General features: G+C 69.2%; 16 protein-coding genes. 10 read left to right on the forward strand and 6 right to left on the reverse strand.

Going from position 1 to position 17,914, the window contains the following annotated elements; translation table 11 throughout:
* Positions 1-89: 89 nt before the first annotated feature.
* The 3 genes from I2W78_RS18560 to I2W78_RS18570 are packed head-to-tail and all read left to right on the forward strand — an operon-like array spanning position 90 to position 3,011.
* Complete coding sequence (locus I2W78_RS18560) at positions 90-566, forward strand: amino acid ABC transporter permease (protein WP_196461412.1); 477 nt, start codon at positions 90-92, stop codon at positions 564-566.
* Positions 567-570: 4 nt separating this feature from the next.
* The gene (locus I2W78_RS18565; RefSeq protein WP_196461413.1) at positions 571-2,427 is read left to right on the forward strand and encodes an alpha/beta hydrolase; all 1,857 of its coding nucleotides are present in this window, start codon (positions 571-573) and stop codon (positions 2,425-2,427) included.
* Entirely contained in the window at positions 2,424-3,011 is a 588-nt protein-coding gene (locus tag I2W78_RS18570) for a hypothetical protein (RefSeq protein ID WP_307783717.1), read from the forward strand. The genes I2W78_RS18565 and I2W78_RS18570 overlap by 4 nt, the downstream gene beginning before the upstream one ends.
* Before the next feature lie 169 nt (positions 3,012-3,180).
* On the opposite strand, the gene I2W78_RS18575 is transcribed toward I2W78_RS18570, so the two are convergent.
* The 3 genes from I2W78_RS18575 to I2W78_RS18585 form a co-directional block, all read right to left on the reverse strand.
* Positions 3,181-4,152: a pirin family protein gene (locus tag I2W78_RS18575; protein WP_196461414.1), complete on the reverse strand. Its 972-nt coding sequence runs from the start codon at positions 4,150-4,152 to the stop codon at positions 3,181-3,183.
* A 143-nt stretch (positions 4,153-4,295) separates the two neighbouring features.
* Entirely contained in the window at positions 4,296-6,254 is a 1,959-nt protein-coding gene (locus I2W78_RS18580) for a YncE family protein (protein ID WP_196461415.1), read from the reverse strand.
* A gap of 230 nt (positions 6,255-6,484) precedes the next feature.
* Positions 6,485-6,952: an SseB family protein gene (locus I2W78_RS18585; RefSeq protein WP_196461416.1), complete on the reverse strand. Its 468-nt coding sequence runs from the start codon at positions 6,950-6,952 to the stop codon at positions 6,485-6,487.
* Between the two features lie 134 nt (positions 6,953-7,086).
* Here I2W78_RS18585 and I2W78_RS18590 point away from each other — a divergent pair, with 134 nt between their 5' ends.
* The 4 genes from I2W78_RS18590 (at position 7,087) to I2W78_RS18605 (ending at position 11,637) form a co-directional block, all read left to right on the forward strand.
* Positions 7,087-7,935, forward strand: coding sequence for an intradiol ring-cleavage dioxygenase (locus tag I2W78_RS18590; protein ID WP_196461417.1), 849 nt, complete (start codon positions 7,087-7,089; stop codon positions 7,933-7,935).
* Positions 7,936-8,064: 129 nt separating this feature from the next.
* Positions 8,065-9,891 (forward strand): acyl-CoA dehydrogenase, encoded by a 1,827-nt coding sequence (locus I2W78_RS18595; protein ID WP_196461418.1) that lies wholly within the window; start codon positions 8,065-8,067, stop codon positions 9,889-9,891.
* A gap of 78 nt (positions 9,892-9,969) precedes the next feature.
* Positions 9,970-11,268, forward strand: coding sequence for a M18 family aminopeptidase (locus tag I2W78_RS18600; protein WP_196461419.1), 1,299 nt, complete (start codon positions 9,970-9,972; stop codon positions 11,266-11,268).
* A gap of 117 nt (positions 11,269-11,385) precedes the next feature.
* Positions 11,386-11,637, forward strand: a complete 252-nt coding sequence (locus I2W78_RS18605; protein WP_196461420.1) for a DUF6458 family protein — start codon at positions 11,386-11,388, stop codon at positions 11,635-11,637.
* Between the two features lie 21 nt (positions 11,638-11,658).
* Here the strand turns inward: I2W78_RS18605 and I2W78_RS18610 are convergent, their stop codons facing one another.
* Complete coding sequence (locus I2W78_RS18610) at positions 11,659-13,488, reverse strand: thioredoxin-like domain-containing protein (protein WP_196461421.1); 1,830 nt, start codon at positions 13,486-13,488, stop codon at positions 11,659-11,661.
* 59 nt (positions 13,489-13,547) lie between these two features.
* Entirely contained in the window at positions 13,548-13,934 is a 387-nt protein-coding gene (locus I2W78_RS18615; protein ID WP_196461422.1) for a cupin domain-containing protein, read from the reverse strand.
* 52 nt (positions 13,935-13,986) lie between these two features.
* Between I2W78_RS18615 and I2W78_RS18620 the strand changes: the two genes are divergently transcribed.
* The gene (locus tag I2W78_RS18620) at positions 13,987-14,991 is read left to right on the forward strand and encodes a helix-turn-helix domain-containing protein (protein WP_196461423.1); all 1,005 of its coding nucleotides are present in this window, start codon (positions 13,987-13,989) and stop codon (positions 14,989-14,991) included.
* Complete coding sequence (locus tag I2W78_RS18625) at positions 14,988-15,482, forward strand: LURP-one-related/scramblase family protein (protein ID WP_196461424.1); 495 nt, start codon at positions 14,988-14,990, stop codon at positions 15,480-15,482. The genes I2W78_RS18620 and I2W78_RS18625 overlap by 4 nt, the downstream gene beginning before the upstream one ends.
* A 596-nt stretch (positions 15,483-16,078) precedes the next feature.
* Here I2W78_RS18625 and I2W78_RS18630 read toward each other — a convergent pair.
* A complete protein-coding gene (locus I2W78_RS18630; RefSeq protein ID WP_196461425.1) occupies positions 16,079-16,876 on the reverse strand; it encodes a carbon-nitrogen family hydrolase in 798 nt (265 codons plus the stop codon).
* Positions 16,877-17,058: 182 nt separating this feature from the next.
* On the opposite strand from I2W78_RS18630, the gene I2W78_RS18635 reads away from it, so the two are divergent.
* Positions 17,059-17,883: a maleylpyruvate isomerase family mycothiol-dependent enzyme gene (locus I2W78_RS18635; protein WP_196461426.1), complete on the forward strand. Its 825-nt coding sequence runs from the start codon at positions 17,059-17,061 to the stop codon at positions 17,881-17,883.
* Positions 17,884-17,914 lie beyond the last annotated feature (31 nt).

The raw sequence follows: 17,914 nt of genomic DNA on the forward strand, positions 1-17,914 counted from the left end.
CCCCTTCGCCCCACGGCCCTTGGACCACCAGAGCTGCACCGGTCAGCGTTGGCGCACTACGACAGTAATGAACAGGAGAGTCGAATTCCATGGCGTGGGACGAGTGGGAGCAGCTGAAAGCCGACGCAGGCGCCCGCGGTTCGACACAGATGCAGCTCAACCAGTTGGGCCGGGCTGACGGGAGCGGCGAGGGACCAGAAGGCGGTGGGGAGCGGCTTAAGCACAGTGCCAAGCCGTGGAACGACGCCGCCCAGGTGGCTGACGAACTACGCATCAGCACCAACCGCGTCAGGGCCAGGCTGGACAGCACGCATGGCAGCATCAAGAACAAGTACGAACTCGAACACTACGGCGTCTCCACCGGCACGAACGGCTTGGACAGTATCGACGTCCTGCGCAGCGTGCTCACCTCGTGGGAGGAGCGCCTGGAGGCAGTGCGCGACGAGTGCGAGACCCTGGGTCCTAAACTGCGCCAGACCGCCCGTGATCTAGGAAGCACCGACGTGAAGGTCAAGACCGACGTGGACTCCGTCAACGTCGGCTCCGGCGATGCGAAGGTGAGGTGAGGCCATGCTGACGTGGCAGCAGCTGCGCGATCTGAACCTGGGCCAGCTCGATGACGCGGCCGACGGCTGGGGCGAGGTCAGCAACGCCGCCGACGCGGCCCGGGACCGGGTGGATGCCGAGATGATCGGAAAGGTCGCCAAGTCCCAGGAAGGCGAGGCCGCCAAAGCATCCGTCAAGCGCCTCAAAGTCCTGAGCCAGAACTTCGCCTACCTCCATGCCGAGTGCGGCCTCATCCGTGGCACCGTCAACAGCCTTGCCCACGAATTGCGGACCCCACAGCGAAACCTGAAACAGGCCCTTGAGGAGGCGGCACAACGCCAGTTCACTCTCGACCAGAAGGGCAACGTCAGTTACCCCGCAGCCGGCCAGAGTCAGCTCGATGGCTCCAAGGTTCCTGGCGGACAGGTTGCGGGCCGCCTCACCCCCTTGGACCGTCGCCCTTCGCCGGACGGGGCGCTCCTCACCGAGAGTGACACTTCCCAGTTCAGCAATCCGAACCCGAACTACGCTCTGGCCGCGGACATCGCCGACCGCATCGTCCTCGCCGTCCACGAGGCGAACGAGATCGACGCACGCTTCAGCAAAACGCTGAGCAAACTCAAGGCCAAACCGGGCCTCACTGTGGACTCCGCCACCTGGGCGGATGCGGCCAGGGACGCCGCCGCGGTCCGCGGTGTCGCGGGTGACTATCTCAAGGAAGATATCCCCACCGACAAGTCTCCAGCGGCGCGCAAAGAATGGTGGGACCGCCTGAGCGACGAGCAGCGCGAGCAGTACCTCACCGTCTATCCGGATGTGATCGGGAACCTGGATGGGATCCCGGCGGTGGTACGTGACGAGGCCAACCGGAACAACCTGCCCCTCCTGATCGGGAAGCTCGAAGGGCAGCACGACGAACAGGCGAGGACCATGCTGGCCGGACTGCGGTCCATCGACAGCCAGCTGAAGGCCGGCAGCGAACCCCCGATGCTCCTGCTCGGTATCAGCGATGAGGGCAACGGCCGAGCCATCGTGTCCTACGGCAACCCTGACGCCTCGCGCAATGTCTCCGCATACGTGCCAGGCCTCGGTACAGCGCTGGACGAGGACTTCGCCCGCAACGATCTCAAGCGAGCGCGGGACACGGCCATCGGGGCCCGCGAATACGACGAGTCCAGCGCCTCGATCGTCTGGCTCGGGTACGACGCCCCCCAGCTGCCCGCCCAGGAGTTCAGCCGGAACCTTGATGTGATGTCGCCGTTCGACGCCCAGGTCGGCTCATTCGCCTACAACGACTTCATGGCCGGCATAGGCGCGACCAACGAGCACGCGGACCCCCACATCACCGCCATCGGCCACTCGTACGGCTCCCTCACCGTGGGACAGGCCGCACAGCACGAAGGGGGCATACCTGCAGCGGACGACATCATTCTTGTCGGCAGTCCGGGCACCGGTGCGGACAAGGCAGAAGACCTCAACGTCGGCAAGAATCACGTCTTCGTCGGCGCGGCGGACAACGACGTCGTCACCAAACTCCCCTCGCAGGAGCAGAAACACGCGGGCTTCCAAGCGCTCGTGCAGGGGACGACCAACGCACGTTCCCTGGGGCCGTTGGCGCTCGTCTTCGGTGGGGCTCAAGCCTGGGCAGTGGGAGCGGCCGCGGATCCCGACGGCAGTCAGCTCTGGTTCGGAACCGACCCGGCCCACAAGGACTTCGGTGCCCAGCGCTTCCTGACAGATGATGGCCCCACGCTGGGAGAAGGCGGGGTCGAGGCTCACTCCAACTACTTCAACCCCGCCAAAGACCAGGTGTCCGCAGACAACATCGCCAAGATCGTCTCGGGCAGCTCCGACAAGATCATCATGGAGACCGGGCGATGAAAGCACGGCACCGGATCGCTCACGCGACCGTATCCGCCGCCGCGACCCTCCTGCTGGCCGGCTGCGGCCTGATCGGCAGCGAAACCCCGAGCACGGAGAAGACGAAGGGGCCGACCATGAACATGCAGGACGCCGCGGACCGTGCGGATGCCATCCTCGATGCCACCTTCAAGGCGATCAAGCCCGGCGTGCAGTGGACCCACGGAGAGACCACCACCGGCAGCTGCGACCTGTCGCGGCGCCGGGCCGTCATGACCGTCATCTCCGAGCAGCGGCGCGGCAACTTCCTCGGCCTGATCCAGCGACACTGGGAAGGCGAGGGATTCGAGATCACGGCGGTCAACAAGGACAAGGACCTTCCCGCGATCTACGCCGAGTCCTCCGACGGCTTCACCCTCCGGATGAGCATCGGCGGCAAAGGACAGGCTTTCTTCGAGGTCGCCACCCCGTGTGTGAAGGAATCCGCAGTCTCCGACCCCACCACGCCGAGCAACGGACCCAATTACGCCGGTGGCCCCATCCCGCGTCCCGACGTCACATCCGACTTCTGGTCTTCGGACAGCCCAGCTCCTGCGAAGTCCTGAGCGCATCCGTCACCCCAGCAGCTGCCGATGCGGCTGGTTGTTCCGCAGCGCGCCGAGTCCGGAGCTGAATCGTCCCTCGTAGCGGTCCTTTGAGGTGCTGCGCTCACCGTGCGAAGGAGCCCCGTCCATTGCCGGACAGGGCTCCTTCGCGTGTGATACCTCGCGAGACCTACAACCCCCCCTCGGTCATGCCGTGCACCGCCGGGATCGTCCCCAGGCGGCCCTTCTGGAAGTCCTCGAAGGCCTGCATCAGCTCGTCCTTGGTGTTCATGACGAACGGGCCGTAGTGGGCCATCGGCTCGCGGATCGGCTGTCCGCCGAGGAGGACGACCTCCAGGTCCGGCGTGTGGGAGTCCTGCTTCTCGTCCGCGCGGACGGTCAGCGAACCGCCGGCGCCGAAGACCGCGGTCTGGCCCAGGTGGATCGGGCGGCACTCCGCGCCCACCGCGCCCCGCCCCGCCAGCACGTACGCGAGCCCGTTGAAGTCCTCCCGCCACGGCAGGGTGATCTCCGCGCCCGGCGCCAGCGTCGCGTGGATCATGGTGATCGGCGTGTGCGTGATGCCGGGACCGGCGTGACCGTCCAGCTCACCGGCGATGACGCGGAGCAGCGCGCCGCCGTCGGGGGAGGTGAGCAGCTGGACGTGGCCGGCGCGGATGTCCTGGTAGCGGGGGGCCATCATCTTGTCCTTGGCCGGGAGGTTCACCCACAGCTGCAGGCCGTGGAAGAGACCGCCGGACATCACCAGCTGCTCCGGCGGGGCCTCGATGTGCAGCAGGCCGGAGCCCGCCGTCATCCACTGGGTGTCGCCGTTGGTGATGGTGCCGCCACCGCCCTGGGAGTCCTGGTGGTCGAAGATCCCGTCGATGATGTAGGTGACGGTCTCGAAGCCGCGGTGCGGGTGCCAGGGCGTGCCCTTCGGCTCCCCGGGCGCGTACTCCACCTCGCCCATCTGGTCCATCATGATGAACGGGTCGAGGTGGCGGTAGTTGATCCCCGCGAACGCCCGGCGCACCGGGAAGCCCTCGCCCTCGAATCCGCTCGGCGCGGTCGTGACGGCGAGCACGGGACGTGCGACGGCGTCGGCCGGCGCGGTCACGCGGGGCAGCGTCAGCGGGTTCTCGACGGTCACTGCGGGCATGTCGGTACCTCCTTGGGCGACGTGCGCTCCACTTTAGTTGAGCGTTGAACTTTCTGCCACCCGGCAACACCGACGGCCCGGAGGACATTCCCTCCGGGCCGTCGTCGTCGCACAGGTGCGTCCCTTGCCTCAGGCCGGCCGCGTCACCTGCTGAAGTACAGGTACTTCCACGGGCCGTACGTCGTGGAGTTCACGGCGTCACCGGACGAGCCGTTGACGTACACCGAGCGCATCCGAGCCCGGATGCCCGACTCGCCGGGCCCCTCCAGGGTGATGGCCGACTTGCCGCTCGTACCGAGCGGGAAGTACTCCGAGCCCGCCGGGTACCACGTGCCCTGGTAGTAGACCTGCAGGTCGAACCGCTGCTGACGGCCCGGGTAGTAGGTCATCGTCGTGGTGAGCAGCGGGTCGGTGTTCTTGTGGAACCAGTAGTAGAGCGTCGAGCCGATCTTGGCCGTCTTGTAGTGCCTGGCGACGGCCGTGGAGATCTTGACCCGGGCGTACGCCGTGGACTTCACCGTCTTCGGCAGGTACCGGGCGTCACCCTTGAAGACCGCGGTGACGGTGGTGTCGCGGGTCATGTCCACGAGGGCGGCGATGTTGCCCCGGGAGTCGACGCGCCCCGTCCTGATCAGCTTCTTGGGCTTGTCGCCGCCGAACGGGTCGGCCCAGATCTCGACCGTGCGGTTCTTGTACGTCGTACCGAGGTGCGCGGTGAACTTGACGTCGGTGCCGTAGTTGTACAGCTTGCCGTTGTTGTTCAGGCTGAGCGAGGTCGAGTTGCGGGAGACCTCGACGGTGTCGGAGGCGGTTGTCGCGGTGTGCGCCGCGTCGCCCGCGTACGTCACCGTGTACTTCACCTTGCCGCCGGCCGGCGGTGTGTCGCTGAAGGAGTAGGTGCCGTCCGCCTTGACCGTGATCGCGGGCAGGGCCTTGCCGTTCGGGCTCTCCAGGTCGGTGCGGGTGACGGCCAGCTGGGTGCCGGCCGCGAAGGGGACCGTCGCCGTGATCTTGCCCGTCACCGTCAGCGGCTTGGCGCGCGTGGCAGTCGCGGGGGCGTTCATCGAGAGGGTCGGCACGCTCCGGGCCGGGTCGGTGAGGACCTTGAGTGTGTAGCCGCCCGGCGACGACGCGAGCACGAAGAGCCGGGAGGCGTCCGGGGCCCAGGCGAGGTCGGACGCGTCGGCGGTGTAGGTCCGGATCGGCGTGGTCGCGCCGGGCGCGTAAACCGCGACCTTGTATTCGCCGATCGGAGCGACCTGAGCGACCAGCCCGTTCGGCGCGATGTCCGCGGTCCGCCCGGACGGGTAGGAGCCGGCCGCGGTGAACCTGCCGTCCGCGAAGGCGTGCCGGTCCATACCGTCGACCAGCACCTGCGGGGTACCCGGCGCGAGGTCGATGTCCTCGCCGATGTACTGCACCGAGTAGCTGTCGTCGTGCGAGGCGACGAGCCGGGGGGCGTCTCCGGAAACGTCGACGACGGCCAGCATGTCCTTGGTGCTGTCGTAGAAGTCGGTCGCGCCCACGGCCAGGAGCCCGGGCTGGGACGGGTCGGTGTCCAGATAGGCGGTGCTCGAGACTCCGTGGTTCTCCAGCGGGAGCCGCCCGAGCGTCACCGGGTCGGTGCCGCTCGCCGGGTCCACGGCAGGGTCGACCGAGCCCAGGTCGCTCTCCGTCTGTCCGCCGTACTCGCCGTAGGTGAACCAGACCTTTCCGCCGGCGTGCTCAAGGTGGATCGGGCCGATTCCGGCGGCCACGGGATACCGGGCCTTCACATCGAGCGTGGCCGCGTCGAGGGCCACGATCTCGTGGCTGACGCGGGCCGCGGCGTACAGGGTGGTGCCGTCGTCGGACAGCGCCAGGTCGAAGATGCCGTCGATGCCGTCCACCGAGTCGACGCGGTTGCCGTTGTAGTCGGCGGCGACGATCCGGTCGTTCGTGTCGTCGCCGACGAAGACCCGCTTGAGCGTGTCGTTCACGACGATGCCCGCGGGCGAGCCCACGACGACGGAGGCAGCCGACGCCGGGCCTGCCGATACGACGGTCAGCGCCGCCGAGCTGAAGAAGACCGCGAGCGATGTCGCGACCGCGGTGCTGCGCATGCGCACAGTGATGAACCCCCACTGAGAACCCGACGGTGCCGGGGAGATGAGAGCGCCGCGCGGCGCCCGGACGCGGATCGCGGGGAAGCGATTGCGTGCGGGGCGCGGCTGCCAAGCGCACCTTATGGCATGGCTGTGACAACAGGGGAGGGGATATCTCCGTGGAGAGACTGCTCAGCCGTATGTCCGTCGGAGGGCTTGCTCAGCCGTATGTCCGTCGGAGGGCTTGCTCAGCCGTACATCCGCCGCATCGCGAAGTCGACCATCTCCTCCACGGCCTTCGCGTCGAACACCATGCGGTGCTCGCCCTCCATGTCGAGGACGAAGCCGTAGCCGGTCGGCAGCAGGTCGATCACCTCGGCGCCGGTGATCACGAAGTACTTGGACTCCTTGCCCGCGTACCTCCGCAGCTCCTTCAGCGAGCTGAACATCGGGATCACCGGCTGCTGGGTGTTGTGCAGCGCGAGGAAGCCCGGATTGTCGCCGCGCGGGCAGTACACCTTGGACGTGGCGAAGACCTGCTGGAAGTCCTCCGCGGTCATCTGCCCGGTGGTGAAGGCGCGCACCGCGTCCGCGAGCGAAGGCGGCGACGGCTCGGGGTACAACGGCGCCTGTTGCTGTCCGTACCCGCCGGGCATCTGCTGCTGCGGCGGGACGTAGCCCTGCTGGGCGCCGACGTTCTGCTCGTAGCCGTACATGGGCGCTAGCGTACCGAGAGCGGCGCTCCGCCAGACGGGTCATGGGCAACGTAAGGGAGTTGACAGGAGGTTGTCAGCTGGTTGACAGCCCTTTCCCTGGTGCCCCACAGCACCGGCTCATAGCGTCTTTTGCCATGAACGGACAGCGCGACGACGAGACCCACGAGCACGACAGGGGTCTCTCCTACGACCTTCCCGTCCTCGCCCGCCGCCGGATGATCCGCCTGCTGGCGGGGGCGAGCCTGGTGCCGCTGGTGGGCTGCACCTCCGACGACAGCTCGTCGGCGTCCTCGGCGGACGCGTCCTCCGGTGCCCCCGCCTCCTCCTCGTCCTCGTCCTCCTCGGCCGGCGAGTGCGCCACCATTCCCGACGAGACCGCCGGCCCCTACCCCGGGGACGGCTCGAACGGCGTGAACGTGCTCGAGAAGAGCGGTGTCGTGCGCAGCGACATCACGAAGAGCTTCGGCGACTCGGCCGGCGGCACCGCCGAAGGCGTGCCCCTGACGATCACGCTCACGGTCGTCGACGCCGCCTCGGGCTGCGGTACGCCGAAGAAGGGCGCCGCCGTCTACCTCTGGCACTGCGACCGGGACGGCAACTACTCCCTGTACTCCGAAGGCGTCACCGAGGAGAACTACCTGCGCGGCGTGCAGGAGACCGACGACAAGGGCCAGGTCACCTTCAAGAGCATCTTCCCGGCCTGCTACTCGGGCCGCTGGCCTCACATCCACTTCGAGGTCTACGGCAGCCTCGCCGACGCCACCGCCGCCACCTCCATCACGAACACCTCCCAGCTCGCGCTGCCGGAGGACGTCTGCGACACGGTGTACGCCACGGACGGCTACAGCCAGAGCGTGCAGAACCTCAGCCAGTTGTCCCTCGAGACCGACAACATCTTCAGCGACGGCCACGACCAGCAGATGGCGACGGTGACGGGCGGCGTCGAGCAGGGCTACACCGCGGCACTGACGGTTCCGGTGTGACCTGTCACAGATGACCGGATCGGGGTTGCTTCTTATTACCGGCGGGTAGCATCATCGTAGCTACTTGTTGGTACGTGAACTAGCGCGAGGATCCAAGTGCCTCGCCGATCTCTCTACGGAGCCGTCGCCATGGGGCACTACAAGTCGAATCTCCGCGACATCGAGTTCAACCTCTTCGAAGTACTCGGGCGCGACAAGCTGTACGGCACCGGCCCCTTCGAGGAGATGGACGTCGAGACCGCGAAGAGCATCCTCGAGGAGCTGACGCGCCTCTCGGAGAACGAGCTGGCCGAGTCCTTCACCGACGCCGACCGCAACCCGCCGGTCTTCGACCCGGAGACCAACACCGCGCCGGTCCCGGCGTCCTTCAAGAAGAGCTACCAGGCCTTCATGGACTCCGAGTACTGGCGCCTGGGCCTGCCCGAGGCCATCGGCGGTACGACGGCTCCCCCGTCGCTGATCTGGTCGTACGCGGAGCTGATCCTCGGCGCGAACCCGGCCGTGTGGATGTACTCCTCCGGCCCGGCCTTCGCCGGGATCCTCTACGACGAGGGCAACGACGTACAGAAGCAGATCGCGCAGATCGCCGTCGAGAAGCAGTGGGGCTCGACGATGGTCCTCACCGAGCCGGACGCCGGCTCGGACGTCGGCGCCGGCCGCACCAAGGCGGTGCAGCAGGAGGACGGCTCCTGGCACATCGAGGGCGTGAAGCGCTTCATCACGTCCGGTGAGCACGACATGTCGGAGAACATCCTCCACTACGTGCTCGCCCGCCCCGAGGGCGCCGGCCCCGGCACCAAGGGCCTGTCCCTCTTCCTCGTGCCGAAGTACCTGTTCGACTTCGAGACCGGCGAGCTGGGCGAGCGCAACGGCGTCTACGCCACCAACGTCGAGCACAAGATGGGTCTGAAGGCCTCCAACACCTGCGAGATGACCTTCGGCGACCAGCACCCCGCCAAGGGCTGGCTGATCGGCGACAAGCACGACGGCATCCGCCAGATGTTCCGCATCATCGAGTTCGCCCGCATGATGGTCGGCACGAAGGCGATCTCCACGCTGTCGACCGGTTACCTGAACGCCCTTGAGTACGCCAAGGAGCGCGTCCAGGGTCCCGACCTGGCGAACTTCATGGACAAGTCCGCGCCCAAGGTCACCATCACGCACCACCCGGACGTGCGCCGCTCGCTGATGACGCAGAAGGCGTACGCCGAGGGCATGCGCGCGCTGGTGCTGTACACGGCGTCGGTGCAGGACGCGATCGCCGTCAAGGAGACGGCGGGCGAGGACGCGAAGACGGAGCACGCGCTCAACGACCTCCTCCTGCCCATCGTCAAGGGCTACGGCTCCGAGAAGGGCTACGAGCAGCTCGCCCAGTCGCTGCAGACCTTCGGCGGCTCCGGCTTCCTCCAGGAGTACCCGATCGAGCAGTACATCCGGGACTCCAAGATCGACACCCTGTACGAGGGCACGACCGCGATCCAGGGCCAGGACTTCTTCTTCCGGAAGATCGTCCGCAACCAGGGCGCCGCGCTGAACTCCCTCGCCGAGGACATCAAGAAGTTCCTGGCCGTCGGCACGGGTGGCGTGGAGCTGGCCGACGCCCGCGAGCACCTCGCGAAGGCCGCCGTCGAGCTGGAGGCCATCGTCGGCCTGATGCTGACCGACCTCGCGGCCACCGAGCAGGACGTCAAGAACATCTACAAGGTGGGCCTGAACACCACCCGTCTGCTGATGGCCTCCGGTGACGTCATCGTCGGCTACCTGCTGCTCAAGGGCGCCGCGGTCGCCGCCGAGAAGATCGAGTCGGCCTCCGCCAAGGACAAGGCGTTCTACGCCGGCAAGATCGCGGCGGCGAAGTTCTTCGCGGCCGGCGTGCTGCCGGGCGTGACCCTGGCCCGCAAGCTCGCCCAGGGCGTCGACCTGGACCTGATGGAGCTGGACGAGGCGGCGTTCTAGTCCTGCAGGCATCCTCGTCACGAGGGCCCGCTTCCCTTCGCCGGGAGCGGGCCCTCGTACGTCGTTAAGGTGAACCCCATGAGCGAACCCTCCCGCTTCGACCGCGGTCACACCGACGACCTCATGTCCTTCCTGGCGGCGAGCCCCTCGCCGTACCACGCCGTGGCGAACGCCGCCGAACGGCTGGAGAAGGCGGGCTTCCGACAGGTCGCGGAGACGGACGCCTGGGACGGGACGAGCGGCGGCAGGTTCGTGCTGCGCGGTGGCGCGATCGTGGCGTGGTACGTCCCGGAGGGCGCCGCGCCGCACACCCCGTTCCGGATCGTCGGCGCCCACACCGACTCTCCCAACCTGCGCGTCAAACCGCTGCCCGACACCGGGGCGCACGGCTGGCGCCAGGTGGCGGTGGAGATCTACGGCGGACCGCTGCTGAACTCCTGGCTGGACCGCGACCTCGGCCTCGCCGGCCGGCTGACACTGCGCGACGGTACGACACACCTGGTGAACGTGGACCGGCCGCTGCTGAGGGTGCCGCAGCTGGCGATCCACCTGGACCGCTCCGTGTCCTCGGAGGGCCTCAAGCTCGACAAGCAGCGCCACCTGCAGCCCGTCTGGGGCCTCGGCAACGACGTGCGCGACGGCGACCTGATCGCCTTCCTGGAGGCGGAGTCGGGGATCGGGGCGGGCGAGGCGACCGGCTGGGACCTGATGGTGCACTCCGTCGAGCCGCCCGCGTACCTGGGCCGCGACCAGGAGCTGATGGCCGGGCCGCGCCTGGACAACCTCCTCTCCGTGCACGCGGGCGTGGCCGCGCTGACCGCCGCCGCGACCGGCGGTGAGGAACTGTCCTGCATCCCGGTGCTCGCCGCCTTCGACCACGAGGAGAACGGCTCCCAGTCGGACACGGGCGCGGACGGCCCGCTGCTCGGTGGTGTCCTGGAGCGCTCGGTCTTCGCCCGCGGCGGCTCCTACGAGGACCGGGCACGCGCCTTCGCGGCCACCGTCTGTCTCTCCTCCGACACCGGCCACGCGGTCCACCCCAACTACGCCGAACGCCACGACCCGACCCACCACCCCCGCGTCAACGGCGGACCCATCCTCAAGGTCAACGTCAACAACCGCTACGCGACGGACGGTTCGGGACGCGCGGTCTGGGCGGCGGCCTGCGAGAAGGCCGACGTGCCCTTCCAGTCCTTCGTCTCCAACAACTCCATGCCCTGCGGCACGACGATCGGCCCGATCACGGCGGCCCGGCACGGCATCCGCACGGTCGACGTCGGCGTGGCGATCCTGTCGATGCACAGCGCCCGGGAACTGTGCGGCGCGGAGGACCCCTCCCTGCTGACGCGGGCGCTGGTGGCGTTCCTGGAGGGCTGAGAGGACGGATGCGCCACGTGAGTTGACGGACGGTGAGGACTGCATTCCGGGCGTGCGGGTACCCGAACGCAACCGGAAGCTCCGGAATCACCGGACCGGAACAGGGAGGCAACGCTCATGGGCCTCGGCGGGTGCATCATCCTCATCGCCGTGGGAGCCATCCTCACGTTCGCTACCGACTGGAACATGGAGGGGGTCAATCTCGATCTGGTCGGCGTCATCCTGATGATCGTCGGACTGATCGGGGTCACGACGTTCAGCAGCATCGCGCGGCGGCGCCGTGTCGTGATGCCGCCCTCGACGCCGGTCGTGGAGGAGGAACGGCACCACCACCGGCGCGACGGCTACAGCGACGGGTACGGGGTGTGAAGCCCTTTGCGCCCCGCCTGGTCAGGCGTCCAGCCCGGCCAGGACGAGCGGCAGGCGGTCCGTCCCCGTCCCGGTGAGGCGGACCGGGACGCCCCAGTCCTGCTGGTGGACGTGGCAGGCGGGGTATTCGTTGGCGGGGTCGTCGTCGCACGAGGCGGCCATCGCGGAGACGTGCAGCACACCCTCCGGCACGGCGGGGTTGAGCTCCAGGGCGCGGGACAGGTCTGTTCCCGCGCCCTCGCCGTGTGTCAGGAGCTCCGGGGGCGTCGACGAGACCAGCAGACGGGTCGAGGGGCCGTACCGGGTGTCGAGCTTCTGACCTGCGGGCGCCTGGAAGATGACGTCCAACTGGAGCCGCCCGGGGGCGACTTCGGTCGCCGCGCGCTGCGTGCGGTGCGCGACCGCCTCGACGCGGACCGCCTCCTCCGGCAGCCGCAGCCGGGTCAGGCGGTGCCGGGCCGACTCCACGACCACGATGTCGTCACCGACCAGCACCGCGTCGCTCGGTTCGCGCACGTCCGTGGCCAGGGTGGTGACTTCGCCGGTCGCGGGGTCGTAGCGGCGCAGGGCGTGGTTGTAGGTATCGCTGACGGCCACCGAGCCGTCGGGCAGGGCCGTGACGCCCAACGGGTGCTGGAACAGGGCCTGGTCGGCCGGTCCGTCGCGGTGGCCGAAGTCGAACAGGCCCGTGCCGACGGCCGTGTGGACCGTGCCGTCGAGGTCGACCCAGCGCAGGGCGCTCGTCTCGGAGTCCGCCAGCCACAGCCGGTCGGGGGTGGCCGCGAGGCCGGACGGCTGCGCGAACCAGGCCTCGCCGGCGGGGCCGTCGACCAGGCCCTCGTTGGTGGTGCCGGCGGCGACGGCGACCGTGCCCTCGGCGGGGTCGTAGGCCCAGAGCTGGTGCACTCCCGCCATCGCGATCCACACCCGGCCGGCGAAGAGCGCCACGTCCCACGGCGAGGAGAGGTTGACCTCACGGCCTGGGCCGGACTTCGGGTCGCCCTGCATCCACTGCCTGCCGGTCCCGGCGAGCGTGGTGACCTCACCGGAGGTGAGGTCCAGGCGGCGCAGGGCGTGGTTGACGGTGTCGGCGACCACCACCGAGCCGTCCTCCAGGAGCGCCAGCCCCTGCGGCTCGTTGAAGGACGCCGCGTCGGCCGAACCGTCGGCGAGGCCGCGCTCGCCGGACCCGATCCGCCGCACGACGCTCTCCCCGTCCTCCGCCAGCTCCACCAGCTGATGCCGGGTCGTGTCACTGACCAGGAAGGTCCCGCCGGGCAGCAGCAGCGTTTTGCCCGGGAACCGCAGCACCGTCGGCTCCGGCTCCGGCGCCACATACGGCCCGTCACCGCGCCGCAGGGTGCCCTTCGCCGCGTGCTCCGCCTCCAGCTCGGTCACCAGCCGCTCGATGGCGTGCACATGCCCCTCACCGGCGTGCTGGGCGACGACGTACCCCTCGGGGTCGACCACCACGAGCGTCGGCCAGGCGCGCACGGCGTACTGCTTCCAGGTCGCCAGCTCGGGGTCGTCCAGAACGGGATGCTCGACGCCGTACCGCTCCACGGCATCGACGACCGCCGCGTGGTCGGCCTCGTGCACGAACTTCGGCGAGTGCACCCCGATGACCACGACCGTGTCCCGGTGCTTCTCCTCCAGCTCCCGCAGCTCGTCGAGGACGTGCAGGCAGTTGATGCAGCAGAACGTCCAGAAGTCCAGGATGACGATGCGTCCTCGCAGGTCGGCGAGGCTGTACTGCATCCCGCCCGTGTTCAGCCAACCACCCTTGCCGATCAGCTCGGGGGCGCGGACACGGGCGCGGCGGGGGCTCGGGGCCGGGACGGAATCGGTCATGGCTCAAGAGTGCCACCCGCCACTGACAGTCACGCCACCGGCCGTCCCGCGACCGTCAGTCACGCCAGCGCGTGGCCCGTCGTCGCGTCCACATGGTCGGGTACGTCGTCGTGCCGGTCGCCGACCGTGAGGGTGCCGGTCGGTTCGAAGAGCAGGATCGCGGTGGGGACGGGGGCGTACGGCTTGTGCTCGGTGCCGCGCGGGACGGTGAAGACCGCCCCCTTCGGGAGGACGACCGTGCGCTCGCCCGCCGCCTCCCGCAGGGCGATGTGCAGCTCGCCCTCGATGACCAGGAAGAACTCGTCGGTGTGGTCGTGCACGTGCCAGACGTGCTCGCCCTCGACCTTCGCCACGCGTACGTCGTAGTCGTTGACGGCGGTGACGATGCGGGGGCTCCACCGGTCGGTGAAGGATGCCAGGGCCTCGGTCAGGGAGATCGGTTCCATGAGGTCATCGTGCGCGGTGGTGCCGTTCGCGCACGAGTGCTACGAATCGCATATGGCGCAAGGATCCTCTCAGCGGACGGGACCGCACCGGGTCGCGGTGATCGTCGACGAGGGCACCAATCCGTTCGAGGTGGGTGTCGCGACCGAACTGTTCGGGCTGCCCCGGCCGGAACTCGGCCTCCCGGGGCCTCTCTACGAGGTGACCCTGTGCACACCCACGCCCGAGGTACGGATGAACCACGGCTTCTTCGCCCTGACCGGCGTGCCCGGTCTGGAAGCCGTGGACGAGGCCGACACCCTCGTCGTTCCCGGCCGCCCCGACAACGTGGTGCCCCGCGCCCCCGCTGTCCTGGAGGCCATCCGGCGGACCCACGCGCGCGGGGCACGCGTCATGAGCTTCTGCACCGGCAGCTTCGCGCTCGCCGAGGCCGGGCTGCTCGACGGCCGCCGGGCCACCACGCACTGGCGCTGGGCCGAGGCGTTCCGCGAGCTGCACCCCAAGGTACGCCTGGAGCCGGACGTGCTCTTCGTGGACGAGGGCGACCTGCTGACCGCGGCGGGCAGCGCGGCGGCCCTCGACCTGGGCCTGCACGTCTGGCGGCGGGACCACGGCGCCGAGATCGCCAACGCGGTCTCCCGGCGTCTGGTGTTCGCCGCGCACCGGGACGGCGGTCAGAAGCAGTTCGTGGAACGGCCGCTGCCGGACGTGCCGGACGAGTCCCTGGGGCCGCTGCTGGCGTGGGCGCAGGAGCGGCTGGGCGAGCCGCTGACCGTGGCGGACCTCGCGGCCCGGGCGGCGGTGTCCCCGGCGACCCTGCACCGGCGCTTTCGCGCGCAGCTCGGTACGACGCCGCTGGCGTGGCTGACCGTGGAGCGCGTGGCGCTGGCGTGCCGGCTGATCGAACGCGGCGAGGAACGGCTGGACGTGGTGGCCGCGCGCTGCGGTCTGGGCACGGCGGCGAACCTGCGGGCGCGGCTGCGGCGCGAGACCGGTCTCAGCCCGTCGGCCTACCGGCGGCGTTTCGGGCCCGCCGCCGGGGAACCGGTCATGGCATGAGATACCTCGTGCGCGAACGGCTCCTCGGCTTCGGCGACGACTACTGGATCGAGGACGACAGAGGCAACAAGGCCTACCTGGTCGACGGCAAGGCGATGCGGCTGCGGGACACCTTCGAGCTGAAGGACACCCAGGGGCGCGTGCTGGTCGACATCCGGCAGAAGATGTTCGCCCTGCGGGACACCATGCTGATCGAGCGGGACGACGAGCCGCTGGCCCGCATCAGGCGCAAACGGCTGTCGCTGCTGCGCAACCACTACAAGGTGAGCCTGGTCGACGGCACCGAACTCGACGTCAGCGGCAAGATCCTCGACCGCGAGTTCGCCATCGAGTACGACGGTGAACTCCTCGCCGTGATCTCGCGGCGCTTCCTGCACGTGAGGGAGACGTACGGCGTGGACGTCGTCCGCGACGACGCGGACCCGGCGCTGCTGATCGCGGTGACGGTGTGCGTGATCCACCTGGCGGACAAGGAACGGACGGACGACTAGGGCCACCCCGGCGGGACATACCGTCGACACCGATACAGCGCAGACGCACACTGCCGCACCAGCACGGCAACTTCCACACCGCCGGTTCAGCAACGCCGGCATCGGCACCGCCGATTTCACGGCGCGGACTCAGCACCGCAGGCTTCAGCACCGCCGGTCCAGCGCCGCAGGCAGCACCGCAGGCTTCAGCACCGCCGGTGCGCGATACGGGTTTGTGCGCCGCAGGCCACGGCGCAGGGGTCCAGCACCGCCGGCTCCCGCTACGGGTTTCAGCGCCGCAGGCCACGGCGCCCAGGTCCAGCACCGCCGATTCCACGGCGCGGATTCAACGCCGCAGGCTTCAGCACCGCCGGTCCCGATACGGGTTTCAGCACCGCAGGCTTCGCCTCGCAGGTCCAACACCGCCAGTCCAGCACCACAGGCTTCAGCACCGCCGGTGCGCGATACGGGTTTGTGCGCCGCAGGCATCGGCGCACAGGCCCAGCACCGCCAATTTCACGGCGTGAGTTCAGCACCGCCAATTCAGCGCCGCAAGCTTCAGCACCGCCGGCCCAGCGCCGCAGGCCTCCGCGCCGCAGGCCTCCGCGCCGCAGGCCTCAGCGGCGGGGTCGTGTCAGCCCCAGCACCCGGTCCTTCAGTGCCGGGAACTGTTCCCGGGTCGTCGCCACCTTCCCGGGGTCGAACTCCACCGTGAGGACCTCCTCGTCCGCGCCGGCCTCCGCCAGCACCTCACCCCACGGATCGACCACGATCGAGTGACCGGCCTGCGGAACTCCCGCATGTGTCCCGGCCGTTCCACACGCGAGAACGAACGCCTGGTTCTCCACCGCCCGCGCCTGAGCCAGCAGCGTCCAGTGGGAGCGCCGCCGCTCCGGCCACCCCGCCGGGATCACAAAGGTCTCGGCACCCACATCGACGAGCCCGCGGAACAACTCGGGGAAACGGAGGTCGTAGCAGGTCGCCAGCCCCAGCGTCGTCGCGCCCGGCAGGCGGACGGTCACCAGATCGTCGCCCGCACCCATCAGCACGGCCTCGCCCTTGTCGAAGCCGAAGCGATGGATCTTGCGGTACGCGGCGACCAGATCACCGGAAGGAGAGAAGACGAGCGAGGTGTTGTACAGCGGCCCCTCAGGGTCCCGCTCCGGAATCGAACCCGCGTGCAGCCACACACCCGTGTCGCTCGCGGCCTTGGCCATGGCCTCGTACGTCGGCCCCTCGATCGGCTCGGCCTCCCGGCCGAACTCCTCGTAGGCGAACGCCCCCGTCGTCCACAGTTCCGGCAGCACCACAAGGTCAGCGCCGGCCTGCTCCCTTACCAGAGAAACCGCCCGCTGTCGACGTTCCTCGACCGATTCGCCCTCGTCTACGGCGATCTGGATCAGAGAGGCGCGCACACTACCACCGTCCTGGCATTCGAGCCGTCCACACGGGCCTACGATCGTCACACGAAAGCACTGCCGGGGTGCCTCACAGCAGCGTAACTTAGCGTTCCGAGACACCCGCCGAGTGCAGCCACCTCCCACTGGCACCGCCGCCACAACCTGCCCGTGTACCGACCGCCGAGGGGTCCCGTTCCGTGAGTCTGCATCCCACCCTCCAGCCCTACGCCGACGCCTGGACCCACTCCATCGAAGCGATATCCGAGCTGGTGCAGCCCCTTGTGGAGGGCGAGTGGAACCGGCGGACCCCGTGCCCCGGCTGGTCCGTGCGGGACGTCGTCTCGCATGTGATCGGCCTGGACTGCGAGATGCTCGGCGACCCGCGCCCGATCCACACCCTCCCGCGCGACCTGTTCCACGTCACCAACGACCACCAGCGCTACATGGAGATGCAGGTCGACGTACGCCGCCACCACACGGCGCCGGAGATGACCTCCGAGCTGGAGTACACGATCATCCGCCGGCAGCGCCAGCTGCGGAACGACTCCCGCGACCCCGGCACAAAGGTGCGCGGCCCCCTCGGCACCGAGCTCACCCTCGAAGAGTCGATGCGCGGCCACGCCTTCGACGTGTGGGTGCACGAGCAGGACCTGCGCGCCGCCCTCGGCCGCCCCGGCAACCTCGACTCCCCCGGCGCCCATGTCGCCCGTGACGTCCTGCTGGCCGAACTCCCGAACGTCGTCGCCGGCAAGGCCAACGCGCCGCGCAGCTCGGCGATCGTCTTCGACGTGCACGGCCCCATCGAGTTCCTGCGCACGATCCGCGTCGACATCCAGGGCCGCGGCACCCTGGAGACGGCCCCGGCCCTCGGCCCGGCCGCCACCCTCACCCTCGACTGGGAGACCTACGTCCGCCTGGCGTGCGGCCGCGTCACCCCCGAGGCGGCCGCGGACCGCGTCAAGTCGGAGGGCGACCCGGGCCTGACGTCGGCGATCCTGCGCAACTTCACGGTGACGCAGTAGCGGTTCCTTGCGACGCGGGCCGGTACAACCA

Source organism: Streptomyces spinoverrucosus, assembly GCF_015712165.1.
GTDB lineage: Bacteria > Actinomycetota > Actinomycetes > Streptomycetales > Streptomycetaceae > Streptomyces > Streptomyces spinoverrucosus_A.

Coding starts and splice junctions, on each gene's coding strand:
- I2W78_RS18560 (WP_196461412.1), top strand. CDS start 90: ATGGCGTGGGACGAGTGGGAGCAGCTGAAAGCCGACGCAGGCGCCCGC.
- I2W78_RS18595 (WP_196461418.1), top strand. CDS start 8,065: ATGGGGCACTACAAGTCGAATCTCCGCGACATCGAGTTCAACCTCTTC.
- I2W78_RS18610 (WP_196461421.1), bottom strand. CDS start 13,488: ATGACCGATTCCGTCCCGGCCCCGAGCCCCCGCCGCGCCCGTGTCCGC.
- I2W78_RS18625 (WP_196461424.1), top strand. CDS start 14,988: ATGAGATACCTCGTGCGCGAACGGCTCCTCGGCTTCGGCGACGACTAC.
- I2W78_RS18570 (WP_307783717.1), top strand. CDS start 2,424: ATGAAAGCACGGCACCGGATCGCTCACGCGACCGTATCCGCCGCCGCG.
- I2W78_RS18605 (WP_196461420.1), top strand. CDS start 11,386: ATGGGCCTCGGCGGGTGCATCATCCTCATCGCCGTGGGAGCCATCCTC.
- I2W78_RS18580 (WP_196461415.1), bottom strand. CDS start 6,254: ATGCGCAGCACCGCGGTCGCGACATCGCTCGCGGTCTTCTTCAGCTCG.
- I2W78_RS18575 (WP_196461414.1), bottom strand. CDS start 4,152: ATGCCCGCAGTGACCGTCGAGAACCCGCTGACGCTGCCCCGCGTGACC.
- I2W78_RS18565 (WP_196461413.1), top strand. CDS start 571: ATGCTGACGTGGCAGCAGCTGCGCGATCTGAACCTGGGCCAGCTCGAT.
- I2W78_RS18600 (WP_196461419.1), top strand. CDS start 9,970: ATGAGCGAACCCTCCCGCTTCGACCGCGGTCACACCGACGACCTCATG.
- I2W78_RS18620 (WP_196461423.1), top strand. CDS start 13,987: ATGGCGCAAGGATCCTCTCAGCGGACGGGACCGCACCGGGTCGCGGTG.
- I2W78_RS18590 (WP_196461417.1), top strand. CDS start 7,087: ATGAACGGACAGCGCGACGACGAGACCCACGAGCACGACAGGGGTCTC.
- I2W78_RS18615 (WP_196461422.1), bottom strand. CDS start 13,934: ATGGAACCGATCTCCCTGACCGAGGCCCTGGCATCCTTCACCGACCGG.
- I2W78_RS18585 (WP_196461416.1), bottom strand. CDS start 6,952: ATGTACGGCTACGAGCAGAACGTCGGCGCCCAGCAGGGCTACGTCCCG.